The organism is Catenuloplanes niger (assembly GCF_031458255.1).
Classification (GTDB): domain Bacteria; phylum Actinomycetota; class Actinomycetes; order Mycobacteriales; family Micromonosporaceae; genus Catenuloplanes; species Catenuloplanes niger.
This window is the reverse complement of sequence record NZ_JAVDYC010000001.1, coordinates 3,101,502-3,115,741: the sequence shown is the minus strand read 5'-3', so window position 1 is coordinate 3,115,741 and position 14,240 is coordinate 3,101,502. Positions and strand designations below refer to the sequence as shown.

12 protein-coding genes, 1 other RNA gene and 1 pseudogene are annotated in these 14,240 nt (G+C 70.0%); 10 read left to right on the top strand and 4 right to left on the bottom strand.

The window, feature by feature from the left end:
• Window positions 1–41: 41 nt before the first annotated feature.
• The 9 genes from J2S44_RS13485 to ssrA all read left to right on the top strand — a co-directional run bounded on the left by J2S44_RS13485 (window position 42) and on the right by ssrA (window position 8,927).
• Window positions 42–1,376 carry a serine/threonine-protein kinase gene (locus tag J2S44_RS13485; protein WP_310412883.1) on the top strand — a complete coding sequence of 445 codons (1,335 nt, stop codon included), beginning with the start codon at window positions 42–44 and terminating at the stop codon, window positions 1,374–1,376.
• Between the two features lie 286 nt (window positions 1,377–1,662).
• Window positions 1,663–2,178, top strand: coding sequence for a PadR family transcriptional regulator (locus tag J2S44_RS13480; protein WP_310412881.1), 516 nt, complete (start codon window positions 1,663–1,665; stop codon window positions 2,176–2,178).
• 49 nt (window positions 2,179–2,227) lie between these two features.
• Window positions 2,228–3,349 (top strand): peptide chain release factor 2, encoded by a 1,122-nt coding sequence (prfB, locus tag J2S44_RS13475; protein ID WP_310412878.1) that lies wholly within the window; start codon window positions 2,228–2,230, stop codon window positions 3,347–3,349.
• Between the two features lie 129 nt (window positions 3,350–3,478).
• On the top strand, window positions 3,479–4,159 hold the full coding sequence (gene ftsE / locus J2S44_RS13470; RefSeq protein WP_033339704.1) for a cell division ATP-binding protein FtsE: 681 nt from the start codon (window positions 3,479–3,481) through the stop codon (window positions 4,157–4,159).
• Between the two features lie 76 nt (window positions 4,160–4,235).
• Window positions 4,236–5,111 (top strand): permease-like cell division protein FtsX, encoded by an 876-nt coding sequence (gene ftsX, locus J2S44_RS13465; RefSeq protein WP_310412875.1) that lies wholly within the window; start codon window positions 4,236–4,238, stop codon window positions 5,109–5,111.
• A gap of 132 nt (window positions 5,112–5,243) precedes the next feature.
• A complete protein-coding gene (locus tag J2S44_RS13460) occupies window positions 5,244–6,842 on the top strand; it encodes a M23 family metallopeptidase (RefSeq protein WP_310412873.1) in 1,599 nt (532 codons plus the stop codon).
• A gap of 370 nt (window positions 6,843–7,212) precedes the next feature.
• Window positions 7,213–7,689 carry an SsrA-binding protein SmpB gene (gene smpB / locus J2S44_RS13455; RefSeq protein ID WP_310412870.1) on the top strand — a complete coding sequence of 159 codons (477 nt, stop codon included), beginning with the start codon at window positions 7,213–7,215 and terminating at the stop codon, window positions 7,687–7,689.
• A gap of 106 nt (window positions 7,690–7,795) precedes the next feature.
• Window positions 7,796–8,491, top strand: coding sequence for a cellulose binding domain-containing protein (locus J2S44_RS13450; RefSeq protein ID WP_310412867.1), 696 nt, complete (start codon window positions 7,796–7,798; stop codon window positions 8,489–8,491).
• 62 nt (window positions 8,492–8,553) lie between these two features.
• Window positions 8,554–8,927, top strand: a transfer-messenger RNA (tmRNA) gene (gene ssrA, locus J2S44_RS13445).
• Window positions 8,928–9,558: 631 nt separating this feature from the next.
• Here the strand turns inward: ssrA and J2S44_RS42895 are convergent.
• The 4 genes and pseudogenes from J2S44_RS42895 to J2S44_RS13425 form a co-directional block, all read right to left on the bottom strand.
• A pseudogene (locus tag J2S44_RS42895) lies at window positions 9,559–10,572 on the bottom strand (recombinase family protein); the annotation flags it as partial.
• Window positions 10,573–10,851: 279 nt separating this feature from the next.
• Complete coding sequence (locus tag J2S44_RS13435; RefSeq protein WP_310412861.1) at window positions 10,852–12,570, bottom strand: FtsK/SpoIIIE domain-containing protein; 1,719 nt, start codon at window positions 12,568–12,570, stop codon at window positions 10,852–10,854.
• Window positions 12,567–12,845: a hypothetical protein gene (locus J2S44_RS13430; RefSeq protein WP_310412858.1), complete on the bottom strand. Its 279-nt coding sequence runs from the start codon at window positions 12,843–12,845 to the stop codon at window positions 12,567–12,569. The genes J2S44_RS13435 and J2S44_RS13430 overlap by 4 nt, the downstream gene beginning before the upstream one ends.
• Before the next feature lie 2 nt (window positions 12,846–12,847).
• Window positions 12,848–13,042, bottom strand: a complete 195-nt coding sequence (locus J2S44_RS13425) for a hypothetical protein (protein ID WP_310412855.1) — start codon at window positions 13,040–13,042, stop codon at window positions 12,848–12,850.
• A gap of 507 nt (window positions 13,043–13,549) precedes the next feature.
• Here J2S44_RS13425 and J2S44_RS13420 point away from each other — a divergent pair.
• Window positions 13,550–14,233, top strand: a complete 684-nt coding sequence (locus J2S44_RS13420; protein WP_310412852.1) for a DUF5919 domain-containing protein — start codon at window positions 13,550–13,552, stop codon at window positions 14,231–14,233.
• Window positions 14,234–14,240 lie beyond the last annotated feature (7 nt).

Here is a 14,240-nt window from a genome sequence, read left to right as displayed (position 1 = left end):
TCGAAGCGCAGCCGGGCGGGGGGCCCGGGAGGAGGACCAGGATGACGGGTCTGCTGAACGGCCGCTACCGGCTCGATGCCGAGATCGCCCGGGGTGCGATCGGCACGGTCTGGTCCGGCCTGGACACGGGCACCGGGCGGGCGGTGGCGGTCAAGCTGCTGCGCCCGGAGGCACTGTCCCAGCCCGACCTGGTGCGCAACTTCGTGGACGAGGCGGAGATCCTCACCGAGCTGTCGCACCCGTGCATCGTGCGGCCGATCGAGTTCGGCCGGGAGGCCGACCGGCACGTCTTCGTGATGGAGCTGGTCGACGGCGAGGACCTGCGCAAACGGCTGCGGCGGGACGGCCCGGTGCCGCCCGCGGTCGCGGTGAACCTGGTGGCACAGCTGGCGAACTCGCTGGCGTACCTGCACGAGCGCGGCATCGTGCACGGCGACGTGAAACCGGGCAACCTGATCGTCCCGGCGGACGGCGGCCCGATCCGGCTGGTCGACTTCGGCGTGGCACGGCGGGTGCGGCGGGTGGACGCGGCCCGCGCCACGCACGCCACCCCGGAGTACGTCTCGCCCGAGGTGGTGGAGGGCGCTTCACCGAGCCCGGCCTCGGACGTCTACGCCATGGGCGTGGTCCTGTTCGAGCTGCTCTGCGGCCGGAGCCCGTTCAAGGGCGGCTCGCCGCTGGACGTGCTGGCCCGGCACCGGCAGTGCACGGTGGTGCCGCCGGCCGGGCTGCCCGCGCAGGTCTGGCCGGTGATCGAGCACTGTCTGGAGCCGGACCCGGCGCGCCGGCCGGACGCGCGCGCGATCGGCGTGCGGCTGCGCCGGGTCGAGTCCGCGCTGGCCGGCCTGCCGGCACTGCCCGCGCTGGCCGAGGGCGACGTGACCTGGTGGCCGCGGCCGGACGGGCGCAGCCGTGGGCAGGCCAGCGTGCGCTGGGTGCCGCTGGCGGTGGCACCCGTGTCGCCGGCGTCCGGCGGGCGGATGGTGGCGCTGCCGGTGATGGAGTTCCAGGGCCCGGTCTCCGCGCCGCCGGTGTCGGCCGTGCCCACGTCCGTGCCGCCGGTCTCCGCCGCACCGGTGTCGGTGCCGCCGAACCATCCGGCCGCGGTCGCGCTGGGCGCGGCGTACAGCGCGGGCGGGCCGTGGCCGAGGGCCGCGGCGGGCCGGCTCCACATGCCGGAGATCGGCGTGCTGGCCGGGGCCCGGATCGGTTCGGCGGGCCGGTCCCGGCGCCGGCGTCTGATCGCGGTTTGTGTGGTCGCCGCGTTCCTTATGTTGATCACTGTGTTGAGTGGGGTACTTCTCTCCGGAGGGGACTCCAGCGGTATGCCACTGCCCCGGGTACCGTCCGGGACCTCCACCGTGGCCGGCCGCTGACCCCCGATTTGCTTTGGGTGTTGACCCCCGTTTCCCGGCATTCGGGCGGTCGAGTCTGCAAAGCTGAGTCGGGAGTGGTGCATTGCACCCCCGAGGTTTGTGAGAGCCTTTGCGGCCAGCGAACCGGACAAAGGGCATTCCCGGTCGAATAGCTCCCGGAGTTGATCACTTTTTGTGGCCGGTCCGCACCGGACAGTCCGCGGAAGACAGTGCACTGTGGAGACGCGCGCGTGCGGATAAGTCGAAATCCTGGACGCGGGGGCTACAAAGTGGCAGCGTAATGGGCATGGCCGAGACAGGAATCAACCCAACCGCGGCTGCCCTCCTCGGGCTGCTCCACGAGGGGCCGATGACGGGTGGGCAACTCATGGGTCAGGCGGAGCGCCGCCTTGGCCCCTTCTGGTCGATGACCCGAAGCCAGGTTTACCGGGAATTGCCGGCGCTCGCCGAGATGGGTTATGTCCGGCTGGGTAAGCCGGGCCCCCGCTCGAGCCAGCCCTACGCGATCACGGCGTCCGGAAAGCGCGCGTTCAGCCGTTGGCTGACCGACACCCCGGGGCGCGATGCCATTCGCAACCCGATCGCGCTCCGCGTCGCGTTTGGGGAGCAGCACAGTGAGGGTCAGATGAGTGCGTTGGTCGCCGGTGCCAACGAGTACCACACGGCCGCGCTGGCATCCGCGCGTGAGCAGGCCAAGGAGGCGAAGAAGGCGGGGGACAACTTCGGGGCGTCCGCGCTGGAGTTCGCGGTGGCCTACCACAAGGCGGCGCTCACCTGGCTGAAGACGGCGCCGGGCGCCTGATCCGCCCGCTCGGCGCGGACCGGCCGGAGGCGCCGTATTCTTGACTGTTGTGACTGCAGCCGACTTTTCCGACCAGCTCAAGCACCTCGACGCCACCCTACGGAACATCGAGGGCGTCCTCGACGTCGACAAGCTCCGCCGGGAGAAGGCGGAGCTGGAGGAGCAGGCCGCCGAGCCGAACCTCTGGGACGACCAGGCGCGCGCCCAGGTGGTGACCTCGAAGCTCTCGTACATCAACGGCGAGATCCAGAAGCTGGAGAACCTCCGCTCCCGGCTCGACGACGCGTTCGTCCTGCTCGAGCTCTCCGAGGGGGAGGACGACGCCTCCTCGCTCGGCGACGTGGGCAGCGAGATCGCGGGCCTGACCAAGGCCGTAGACGAGCTCGAGGTCCGCACGCTGCTGTCCGGTGAGTACGACGCCCGCGAGGCGCTCGTCGCGGTGCGCGCCGGCGCCGGTGGCGTGGACGCGGCCGACTTCGCGGAGATGCTGCTGCGGATGTACCTGCGGTGGGCGGAGCGGCACGGCTACCCCACGGAGGTCTACGAGACGTCGTACGCGGAGGAGGCGGGCCTGAAGTCCGCCACCTTCACGGTCAAGGCGCCGTACGCGTACGGCACGCTCAGTGTCGAGTCGGGCACCCACCGGCTGGTGCGGATCAGCCCGTTCGACAACCAGGGCCGCCGGCAGACGAGCTTCGCCGGCGTCGAGGTGATGCCGGTCGTCGAGCAGACCGACCACATCGACATCCCGGAGAACGAGATGCGGGTCGACGTCTACCGTTCGTCCGGCCCCGGTGGACAGAGCGTCAACACGACCGACTCTGCGGTGCGGATCACACACATTCCCACCGGCATCGTCGTGACCTGCCAGAACGAGAAGTCGCAGCTGCAGAACAAGGCGTCCGCGCTGCGCGTGCTGCAGGCCCGGCTGCTGGAGCGCAAGCGTCAGGAGGAGCAGGCCAAGATGCAGGGCCTGAAGACCGACGCGGCCGGTTCGTGGGGCGACCAGATGCGGTCGTACGTGCTGCACCCGTATCAGATGGTGAAGGATTTGCGAACCGAGCACGAGACGGGCAATCCGACCTCGGTGTTCGACGGTGAGCTGGACTCTTTCATCGAGGCCGGCATCAAGTGGCGTAAGCAGCAGCAGTTGAGTGGCGACGCCGCGTAACCATCCCGGCGTGTCGCGGATCGACCCGGGAAAGTCACCCGTTCGGAGGATCCTTTATCGGGTCATCGGGGGCAGATCGGGCGAGCTCTGGACTTGGAGTTTTCGTTACACCGCGTAGACTCTGCTCCCGTGATTCAGCTTGAGAACGTGACCAAGACGTATCCGAAGGCGTCCCGGCCGTCGCTGGACGATGTGTCGGTCGGGATCGAAAAGGGCGAGTTCGTCTTCTTCATCGGCCCGTCCGGCTCCGGCAAGTCCACGATCATCAAGCTGCTGCTGCACGAGGTCGCCCCGAACAAGGGCAAGGTGATCGTCAACTCCAAGGACGTCACCTCCATGCGCTCGTGGAAGATCCCGCACTTCCGGCGCTCGATCGGCTGCGTCTTCCAGGACTTCCGGCTCCTGCCCAACCGGACGGCCTACGAGAACGTCGCCTTCGCGCTCGAGGTGATCGGCAAGACCAAGGCGGTCGCCCGCCGGGTCGTGCCCGAGGTGCTGGAACTCGTCGGTCTCGGTGGCAAGGAGCACCGTTACCCGCACGAGCTCTCCGGCGGTGAGCAGCAGCGTGTCGCGGTGGCCCGTGCCTTCGTCAACCGCCCCCTGATCCTGCTGGCGGACGAGCCCACCGGAAACCTGGACCCGGACACCTCGATCGAGATCATGCGCCTGCTGGACCGGATCAACCGGACCGGCACCACCGTCGTCATGGTGACTCACGACTCCAACATCGTGAACCAGATGCGCCGACGGGTCATCGAGATCGAGAGCGGCCGGATCGTCCGTGACCAGCCGCGCGGTGTTTACGGCTGATAACAGTCGGTAACCGACTGCACTCCTCCCCGATCCCTGACCCGGCCGCAGACGATTCACGAAGGAAGCCTCACCGATGCGTCTGAAATATGTCCTGTCCGAAGTGCTGGTCGGACTGTGGCGCAACGTCACGATGACCATCGCCATGATCATCACGATGTCCGTCTCGCTGACCATGCTGGGTGCCAGCGCGCTGCTGTACCTGCAGGCCAACGAGATGAAGGACTTCTACTACGCGAACATCGAAGTGGCGATGTTCCTGAAGTCCGACGTCAACGATGAGCAGAGGCTCGAGCTCGACGCCGCGCTGAAGTCCGACGAGCTGGTCCAGTCGTACGAGCTGGAGACCAAGGAAAAGGCGCTCGAGAAGTTCCAGACGCTGTGGCGCGACACGCCCGACCTCGTGGAGTCGGTGACCGCCGAGCAGCTGCCCGAGTCGTTCCGGGTCAAGCTGAACAACCCCGAGCAGTACCAGGACTTCGCGGCCAAGTACGCGTCGGCCGAGGGCGTCGACGAGATCCTCGACCAGCGCGCGCTGCTGGAGAAGGTCTTCGGCATCCTCAACTCGGTCCAGACCATGTCGCTGGTCGCCTCGTCGATCATGGCGATCGCCGCGCTGCTGCTGGTCGGTAACACCATTCAGGTGGCCGCGTACAGCAAGCGCCGCGAGGTCGCGGTCATGAAGCTGGTCGGCGCGTCCAACTGGTTCATCCAGGCACCGTTCGTGCTGGAGGCCGTCGCCGCCGGTGTGCTCGGCGCGCTCCTCGGCTTCGGCGCGCTGGTGCTCGGCAAGATCTTCCTCATCGACGGTGCGCTCCGCGACCTGACCGAGCTGCTGACCCCGCTCAACTGGGAGAACGTGCTGCTCATGCTGCCGTTCATGGCGGGCGCCGGCGCACTGGTCAGCGCCGTCACCGCGTGGACCACGCTCCGGTTCTACCTGCGGGTCTAGTCGCCCGCACCGCCGCCTCTCGCCGTCCGCACCCGGGTCCGTCCCGGGAGCGGGCGGCGATTCGCGTTTCTGCCGATCTGCCGGTTCTCGCCCGCGTAAGGTGGTGAGCACGGAGAATCGGGGGATATGTCCGTGAAGTCCTATCGCAGCGCACTCGTGGCCCTGCTGACGTTGGCGTTCACCGCACCCGGGCCCGCGGCACCCGCCACGGCGGCCGGCCCCGACCTCGCCGGCGCGGCACCCACCGGCGCCGCGCTCGCCGGGGCTGCCCCTGCCGGCGCCGCACGTGCCGCCGAAGCACGTGCCACCACCGCGGCACCCGCCACCGCTTCGGCCCGCGCCGCCGGACTGGCCGGCGTTTCGGCCCACGCCGCCGCGCTGGCTGGCACTCCCGGTCGCGCCGCTGCGCTGGCTGACACTGCCGCTCGCGCCGCCGAGCTCGCTGCCGCACCGGCCCGCGCTGCTGACATTCCGGCCCGCGCCGCCGCACCAGCCCGTGCCGCGGCCCCCGCGGCTGCCGCGCCGGTCGGGGCCGCCGCGGGTGACCCGCGTGACGACCAGCGCCGGATCGAGCGGGAGGTGGCCAAGGCCGCCGCGATCCTGGAGGGCGCCACCGACCGGGCGCGGGCCGCCGCGCGCAGCCTCGCCGCCGCCAGCGCCGGTCTGCCGCCCGCCCAGGCCCGCGCCGAGCAGGCCCGCGGCCGGGTGGCCGCCGCTCAGGCCGCCGCGGACACCGCGGAGCGGAAGGCCGGCACGGCCCGCGCCGCCCAGGCCGCCGCCACCGGCCGCTTCGACCGGGCCGAGCGCGACGTGGCCGACGCCCGGGAGAAGCTCGGCGACCTTGCCGCCGCCACCTTCAGGGGCGGCAACATCGGCACGCTCAACGTGCTCATCGACGCCAACCCGACCACGTTCGCGGACCGGCTGGGCTACGTCGACCGGGTCCTCGCCACGCAGCGGGGCGCGCTCACCCGCGTGGTGAACGCGCGCGGCGCCGCCCGCGACGCCCAGAACGCGGCCACCACCGCCCGCCGTGCCGCCGACGCCGCGCACGCGGACGCGACCGCGAAGCTCGCCGACGCGCGGGCGGCCCAGCGCGTCGCCGAGGACGCGGTCGCGGTCGTGCAACGCCTCACCGACCAGCGCCGCGCCGCGCTCGGGGTGGCCCAGCAGGAGCGTGCCGGCAGCCTCGCCCGCTACCGCGACGCCCGCGCCGCCGAGTCGCGGGTCGCCGCGGAGGTGCGCGCCTGGGAGAACCGTCGCCGCGCGCACCGGCGTGGTGGTGCCGTCAACGGCGGCGGCAGCACCCGGATGCGCACCGGCGCCCGCCTGCTCATGCCGGTCCGCGGCTGGAAGTCCAGCAACTTCGGCTGGCGCTTCGACCCGTACTACCGGGTCTGGCAACTCCACACCGGCGTCGACATCGCGGCCGGCGGCGGCCAGCCGATCTGGGCCGCCGACGACGGCGAGGTCATCCGCGCCGGCTGGGCCAACGGCTACGGCAACTTCACCTGCGTCGCGCACGGCGACGTCGCCGGCCAGGGCGTCACCACCTGCTACGGCCACCAGTCCCGCATCCTCGTCCACCGCGGCCAACGCGTCCGCCGCGGCCAGCTCATCGGCCGGGTCGGCACCACCGGCGCGAGCACCGGCTACCACCTGCACTTCGAGGTCCGCGTCGACGGCACCCCGAAACAGCCGCTCAACTGGCTCCCCAACTGCCTCTGCTGACCGGCGAGGAGCCGAACCGACCGGTCCCGGTCACGCCGTGGTCCCGCCCCGCCGCTCCCGCCGGAGACCGGTCGTCGCCGGCGCTCCTCCCTGCCAGTCCCGGCCCGCTTCCGAAGAACCCCCGGCCGAGCACGGCACGCCGTGCGTGCACCCGGGGTCGTGGTGACCGGCGGCGGAACCGGCAGGGAGGCCGCCCGCGGCCGACCGGTGCCCGCGGGAGCACCGGGACGCGAGCACGCCGGAAGCGGGAAAAGCGAATTGCGGTTTTTAGTCGTTGGGGGTTGAGTTCGGTGGCGCTGTAGCATTGCGGGGTTGTTCGGACCATGAGGGATCCGGCTCCGCAGATCCGACGCTGAGGGAATGGTGCACGATGCCGCGCGAAAAGGGGCGCAAGGTGGTGGCCTCGAATCGCAAGGCGCGCCACGACTACACGATCCTCGACACCGTCGAGGCCGGGATGGCGCTGACCGGCACCGAGGTCAAGTCGCTGCGGGCCGGGCGGGCGTCGCTGGTCGACGCGTTCGCGCAGGTCAGCAACGGTGAGATCTTCCTGCACGCGATGCACATCCCGGAGTACACCCAGGGCACCTGGACCAACCACGAGCCGCGGCGGATCCGGAAGCTGCTGCTCAAGCGCGGCGAGATCCTGAAGCTGGCCGGAAAGGTCCGCGAGGACGGGCTGACCATGGTGCCGCTGCAGGTGTACTTCTCGGACGGCTGGGCCAAGGTCGAGCTCGGGCTGGCGCGCGGTAAGCGGGACTACGACAAGCGGCAGGACCTCGCGAAGCGGGACGCGGCCAAGGAGATCAACCGGGCGCTCGGCCGGCGCGGCAAGGGCATGGACTGACCGAGGGCGGGCGGGGTAGCCTTCGTCGTCCGTCGCGCCGAGCCACCGCGTTCGCCGCGGAGCGCGGGAGGAAGACCAGTCGCGGAACGCGGGAGGAAGACCAGCCGTGCCCGGCAAGCACTCCGTGGGCGTCGCCACCAGCGGTTTCTTCGGCATCTCACCGACCCGTTCCCGGCTCGCGATCGCCGGCGGCGTGGTCGCCGCGCTGGTCGTCGGCAGCGCGGTGTGGTCGCTCACCAGCCGGTCGGACGATGACGAGCGGCCGTCCCTGATCGTGATCCCGACCGCGGCGCTGTCCGGCCCACCGGAGGGCGTCATCACCGCGGACCCGCTGGAGGACGAGTCGCCGTCCCCGGCCCCGTCCGCGACGGCCACCTCGCCGGCGCCGGCCCCGTCGTCGGCCACCGCCGCGCCCCGCACCACCGCGCCCGCCGCCCCGCCGTCGCCGACCCGCGCGCCCGCCGACGGCCTCGGCGCGCGATACGTGCTCGGCAGCACCTGGAACGACGGCTTCGTGTCGAACGTGGTCATCGGCAACGCCACCGGCGCGAACACGACCTGGCAGGTCCGCCTCACCTACCCCGCCGACGTCGAGATCGCCGTCACCGGCTTCTGGAACGCGACCGCCTCCGTCTCCGGCACCACGCTCGTCCTCGACGGCGGCCCACTCGCCGCCAACGGCGAGATCCAAGCCGGTTTCCAGGCCACCAAGAACACTCCCGCCCAGGTCAACCCGGTCTCCTGCACGATCAACGGCGTACCCTGCGCCGGCTTCCGACCCGCCGGCGGGTATCTCATGTGACGTTCGCGAGGGAACGCGTTAATCTGGTGTGGTTGCGTCGTCCACCCGGCGACGCCCGACGAGGGGGTGACTGGTTTCGACTTCGGATGCTGACGCAGGGGAAGCGAGCTGAGGAAGCCAACGTCGTCTCATAAATCGATCGTTGGAAAGTAATAAGCGCCAACTCTAAGCGCTCTGAGCTCGCTCTCGCCGCCTGAGGCGAGTAGCAGCTCTGCTGGTCTAGGCACGCCTTCGGCCTAGTCACCGGCATCATCTAGAAGGCTGGCCAAGCAAGCCCCGTCGTGAGGCTTGTGCGGTGAGACCAATCGCGACTGGGCCCGTCACACCGACTCGCTTGCGTGATCGGAGGGGCCGAGTAGAGGCACAGCAAGCTGCGCTCGGAGAAGCCCTGTTGATTCACCGAAGGACCCGGGTTCGATTCCCGGCACCTCCACGAGAGCGGCGTTACTTGAACCACCGCCCGCCAGGGCGGCACGGAGGTTCAGAGCCGTAGCAGCGGCGGCATCACCCACACGGGTGGTGCCGCCGCTGTCGTTCCTGGCCACGACGACCAGCGGCGCGATCAGATCGTCCGGGGCGTCTGCCGCGACGTAGGGGCCGTCGTCATCCGCGTCGAGGAAGATTTTGGCGAAGAAGGCCTGGTTGAGGGCGCGGCGGGCGCGCTTGTCAGCCAGGCGGTACATCTCCATCGGGTCGGCCAGCAGGTTGAGTAGATGGCGTAGCGTTTCATGGCCGACCTGCGGGTCCTGTACGTCCTCGACCTGCCGGGAGAGGCGGTCTCGCTCGTCGCGAATCTTCCGCAGACGTGCTCCGATCTTGTCCTGCGGCCAGTCCGGGTCGCCCACGAGATCGAGGAACCGGTCTTCCTGAGCGTTCAGTTCGTCTCGCCGGGCCTTGATGCGTGCCTGAAGCTCTGCTTTCGCGCGGCCGGAGTCACCGACCACCTGATCGAGCTTTTCAGCGATCCGCCGCCGCAGGTCGGTGGGCAGTGTGATCGCCGCGTAGTTGTCCCGGACCGCGTCCTCGACGCGGGCGACCGGCAGGTACGGGAGGTCGCAGATGTGGCGCTGCCGGCCCCGGCAGAAGTAGTAGAAGTAGTGCGCGCCGGTGTGGCTCTTGCCCCGCATGATCATGAGCCGGCTCTCGCAGCGATGACACCAGACGGTGCCCTTGAGGTAATGGTTGTGCGTCCGCTCCCGGACACCGCCCGCGCGCCGCGCTTCGAGCATCTGCTGCACCCGCTCGAACGTCTCGGGATCGATCAGCGGTTCGTGGCGCCCGCGGTACTCCTGCCCTCGGTAGGTGACATAGCCGAGGTAGTAGCGGTCGCGGAGCAGGTTGCCGATCGAGTTGATCGAGATGGGTGTGCCGGTGGGGTAGCGGCGGGTCGGCTTCGTCCGGAGGCCCGCGTCGGTCAGGGCGTCGATGAGCGCGTGGAATCCGTAGGTGCCGGTCGCGTACAGCTCGAACGCCATCCGGATCAGCGGGCCGCGCTCGGGGTCGATCGCGACCGTCCGGACCTCGCGGCCCTCGAACGTCTCACGGACGTTGAGGTAGCCGATCGGCGCCCGACCGACCGAGCCACCTTTGACGATCTTCTGGCCCATCTTGTACGCGATGTCCGCGCCGGACGCCCGGGACTGGTACTCGTTGACCGCGTCGAGGACGGTGGCGACCAGGTCACCGATCGCCGTGTCCTCGGTGTAGTCCATGACCGAGATCAGAACGGCCCCGGCGGTACGGAGATCCCGCTTGGTGATCGCGGCGTCGATGCTGTTCCGGTGCAGCCGGGATCGGGCGTAGACGATCACGTAGTCGATGCCGGTCTCAGCTTTGAGTCTCGCCATCATCTCGCGGAAGACCGGGCGTCCGTCGGTCGTGGTGGCGGATCGGCCGGGCTCCACGAACTCCTCGACGATCTCTGCGCCAAGCTCGGCGGCGCGGCGCTGGATGGCAGCCCGTTGTGCCGGGAGCGAGATGCCCTCGGGGTCGTAGTCGGTGTTGACCTGGCCGGCCGACGAGACCCGCAGGTAGGCGAAAGCTCGCTTGCTCGTCGGCCGGTCGTCATGGCTGCGCGCCATGGTCTGTTCCCTTCGTCAGTGGTGCTTCCGGTCTCGGTCCTGCCGGGCGCTCTCCTCGGCGATGAGGACGAGCGCCCGGATCAGCAGTTCTTCGTCGACGGTCTTCGTCCGTCTGATGCGGCGGGTGACGACGTGTCTCGCACGGGGCGTCATCGTCGTGCGGTGCCGTTTTCGAGGTTCGTTGGCGCCTCCCTTCGTCGTCCGTGTGTCCGTCCGTCCGGATGTCCGTCCGCGCGCTGATCTGCGCAGACGCGCGTGCGTGCGAGCGGACGTCCGCGGTCAATCCCTGTTGGCTCGCCACCGTCCGCGAGAGGCCTGAACGGCGCGGCCGGTGCGTGCCCAGGCGTGGAGCCGGTCGTAGATCCAGGTGCGCTTCATGCCGGTGAGTTGGATGAGGTCGGGCACCGAACGGCCGGTGGCGGGTGCGGTGTCGAGCGCTCGCCACAGCGTCTCTTCCGGCGTGATCACGGTGCCTTCGAGCACGTCGTCCGTGGCGTTCGTCGACGGCGCGTCAAGGGACGGCCGGCTGTTCGCGTGGTGCGCTGCCGTGCGGCGGACGTCGTTGTCGGTGACGAGATAGGCACGTGCACGACGCGGGCGGGTGTGGCCGTCCGCCAGGACGTAGAACTTGCCGGGTGCGTCGAGCGTGTGGGCGTGCCAGCCGGCCGCGAGCATGCCCCGGTCGAGGACGAGGTCGACATCGCGGCGCTCGCGGACGCGGAGGCAGATGCGGGTGCTCATCTGGGACCTGAGCGCGCCGCCGCCCATCGCCTTCTGCGTCGGCCGCTGGGTCGCTACGAGGAGGGTGACGGCGAGGGCGCGGCCCCGCCGGGCGATCGATTCGGCCGAGTCGACGGCCTCCGGTGCGGTGTCGGTGAGTTCGGCGTATTCGTCGATGACGACGATCAGCGCCGGGCGTTGGGCGCTCGGTTTCCAGACGCGGGAGGCGTCGCGCCCGAGGGCGTGCGCGCGGGCGTCGAGGATGCGGTTGGCATCGTCCAGCAGCGCCGCCGCTTCCGCCGGAGTGGTGGCGAGCCGGTCAAGGCACGACGCCCACGGGCGCAGTTCCATGCCGCCCTTGAGGTCTATGCCCCAGAGGACGACGTCCCGGCAGGCTGCGAGGTTGCCGAGGAGGCCGTTGAGGACCCCGCTCTTGCCGGAGTCGGTGGTGCCGCCGATCAGCACGTGACGACGCAGCACGGAGATGCGAACGTGCTCGGCATCCTCGAACACGCCGATGTCGATCGGGTCGGCAACGGACGTGCTCTGTGGACCCGGCCAGGGGATCGCGGTGGCGTGCGGGTCGGCGGCGAGAACGCGCATGACGAACCGGCCGGCGTGCGCCGGATCCGCCTCGACGCGGACGGCGCCGGGGCGCGTGCCGAGCCCCGACTCGATCGCGGGGACCTGGGCGACGGCGTCCGCGACGGTCTGGCCAGGCCGGAGGACCATGCTGGCACGCCAACCCCACGCGTCCACCACGGCGGACTGGATCTTCGAGCCGGCCAAGCCCACCCGCTCCGACATGCCGGGCCAGGCGCGGATCGTGCGGTCGACGCGGACTCGGGCGCGGCGCCTCCGATGCATCCACCACGGGACCGCACCGACCGCCGTGGTGACGAGGAGGAGCGTCGGCAGGGGAGCGGTGCCCGGCCCGTAAGCGGTGGCCGCGGTGAGCCACGCGCCCGCCGCCATGACGGCGGCGAACGCGCAAGCCTTCTCCTCGGATCGATAGCGGGGATGCCACAGCGTCAGAGTCGCCGTCGCCACCGTGCTGGCGGGTATCCATGGCCACGCGCCGGGATCGCGGTGGTGGAGAACGAGCGCCGTGACGTAGAGGGCAACCATGACGGCCACAGGTGCCAGCTCTGAGCGGTATCGGAAGAGCGCCTTGCTCAGCGCCACCAGTGCGAGCGCGAAAAGCGGTGAGCGGTCGGGGAAGACGACGATCGGGTCAGAGTGGCTACGGCGCCAACGCCGGGAGTAGGCCCGCCTCATCGGCCGGCCTCCGTGGCGTCCAGCTCGTCGCGCAGGTAGGCGAGCGGGTCGGCCTCGCCGTCGTGGTGGGCGGCGAGCGTGGCACGAGCGGCGGCGCGGAGATTCGCGAGTTCCATTCTCGCGAGCCGGGCCGTTGCGGAAAGCCGGTGCGCTTCGGCAAGCAGTAGCGGGATGTCCGCCAGAGCTGCGAGCGCCGCCGGCGGTGGGCTGGAGGCGAGCGCCGCTCGCAGGCGGATGCTGACGTCCTCCGTCGTGGTGTTCAGGTCGGCGGCCATGGTTAGAGGTCCAGACCGGCGATGAAGCGGGCGGCGGTGAGGAACGCGTCGCCGATCTGCGGGCCGAGTGAGGACGACGCGAGGAAGTAGCCGAACGCGGTACAGGTCGCGGCCTGCCAGAGGGGAAGCCGGGCGTAGCGCCAGAGCAGGTAGACGACCGTGCCGAGAAGGAGCGTCGCGGATATGGAAATGACCAAGGAAGTCTCCTTTCGTCGAGTCGTCAGTTGTCGGGGTGGCCGAGCGTCCCACCGGGCCGGCGATGACGCCGCGCGGTGAGCCGGCGGCGCTGCCAGCGGGACCGGGCGGAGCACTTGCGGCAGAACGTCGGGCTGTCCGCGGCGAGACGGGCGCCGCAGATGCAGGTCGGGCCGTCGTGAGGGTTCCGGCGGAGGTGAATCGTGGTGCTCCCTTCTCGTATGCCGGACCGCCAAATCAGAACATGTACAACACGTTCAGGTTTACGGTGCTCAGTGACCGCCTCCGATGTCAAGGGAGACGGCCAAGAGCGGCGGGCCGGCGATTCGTCAGTGCGGCTGCATCGACGAGACGAGAATGCGTGAAGGGAACGGGACGTAGTGAGGTCATGGCTGGACGTGTCGAAGATGTCTCCAATAGGGTTGGCTCCGGCCGGGACGTCCTACTGCGGGGAAACGATGCCGAACGATCGGTTACGCAGCGCTCTACTCGAACGCGGGATCACTCCCGTGGATCTCGCGCAGGCGCTCGAAGTGGACCCGAAGAGCGTGGAGCGGTGGATCACCGGGCGTATTCCGTACCGGCGTCATCGCTACGCCGTGGCCGCTCATCTCGGTGTTGACGAGGCCTATCTCTGGCCGGATGCGCTGACGCGGGACCAGGTCGCCAACGCGTCCGAGAGCGAGATCATCAGTGTCTACCCGCACCGGTGGGCGGTGCCGTCCGACCTGTGGCGCAACTTCTTCGACTCTGCGGAGCGCGAGATCGGTGTCCTGGTCTTCAGTGGCTTGTTCGTCGCTGAGGACACCGGCGTGCAACGCGTCTTCCGTAAGAAGGCTGACAACGGCGGGCGGGTCCGCATTCTGCTCGGCGATCCGGAGAGCGCGGTCGTAGCTCAGCGCGGCGCGGACGAGGGCGTGGACGACAGCATGGCCGCGAAGATCCGCAACGCGATGGTGCTCTATCGGCCGTTGCGTGACATCGACGGCATCGAGTTCCGGCTGCACGAGACGGTGCTCTACAACTCGATCTACGTCGCGGACGACCAGCTCATGGTCAACACGCACATCTACGGCTTCGGCGCCTACCACGCCCCGGTGCTGCATCTGCGCCGCGTGGCCGGCGGCGGCATGGTGAGCACGTACCTGGAAAGCTTCGAGCAGGTCTGGGACAGCGCCAGGCCGATGGATTGAGGAACGA

Bases quoted from the DNA above. Each gene is read 5' to 3' on its own strand.
- J2S44_RS13485 (WP_310412883.1), top strand. From the start codon at position 42: ATGACGGGTCTGCTGAACGGCCGCTACCGGCTCGATGCCGAGATCGCC.
- J2S44_RS13480 (WP_310412881.1), top strand. From the start codon at position 1,663: ATGGCCGAGACAGGAATCAACCCAACCGCGGCTGCCCTCCTCGGGCTG.
- ftsX (WP_310412875.1), top strand. From the start codon at position 4,236: ATGCGTCTGAAATATGTCCTGTCCGAAGTGCTGGTCGGACTGTGGCGC.
- smpB (WP_310412870.1), top strand. From the start codon at position 7,213: ATGCCGCGCGAAAAGGGGCGCAAGGTGGTGGCCTCGAATCGCAAGGCG.
- J2S44_RS13435 (WP_310412861.1), bottom strand. From the start codon at position 12,570: ATGAGGCGGGCCTACTCCCGGCGTTGGCGCCGTAGCCACTCTGACCCG.
- J2S44_RS13430 (WP_310412858.1), bottom strand. From the start codon at position 12,845: ATGGCCGCCGACCTGAACACCACGACGGAGGACGTCAGCATCCGCCTG.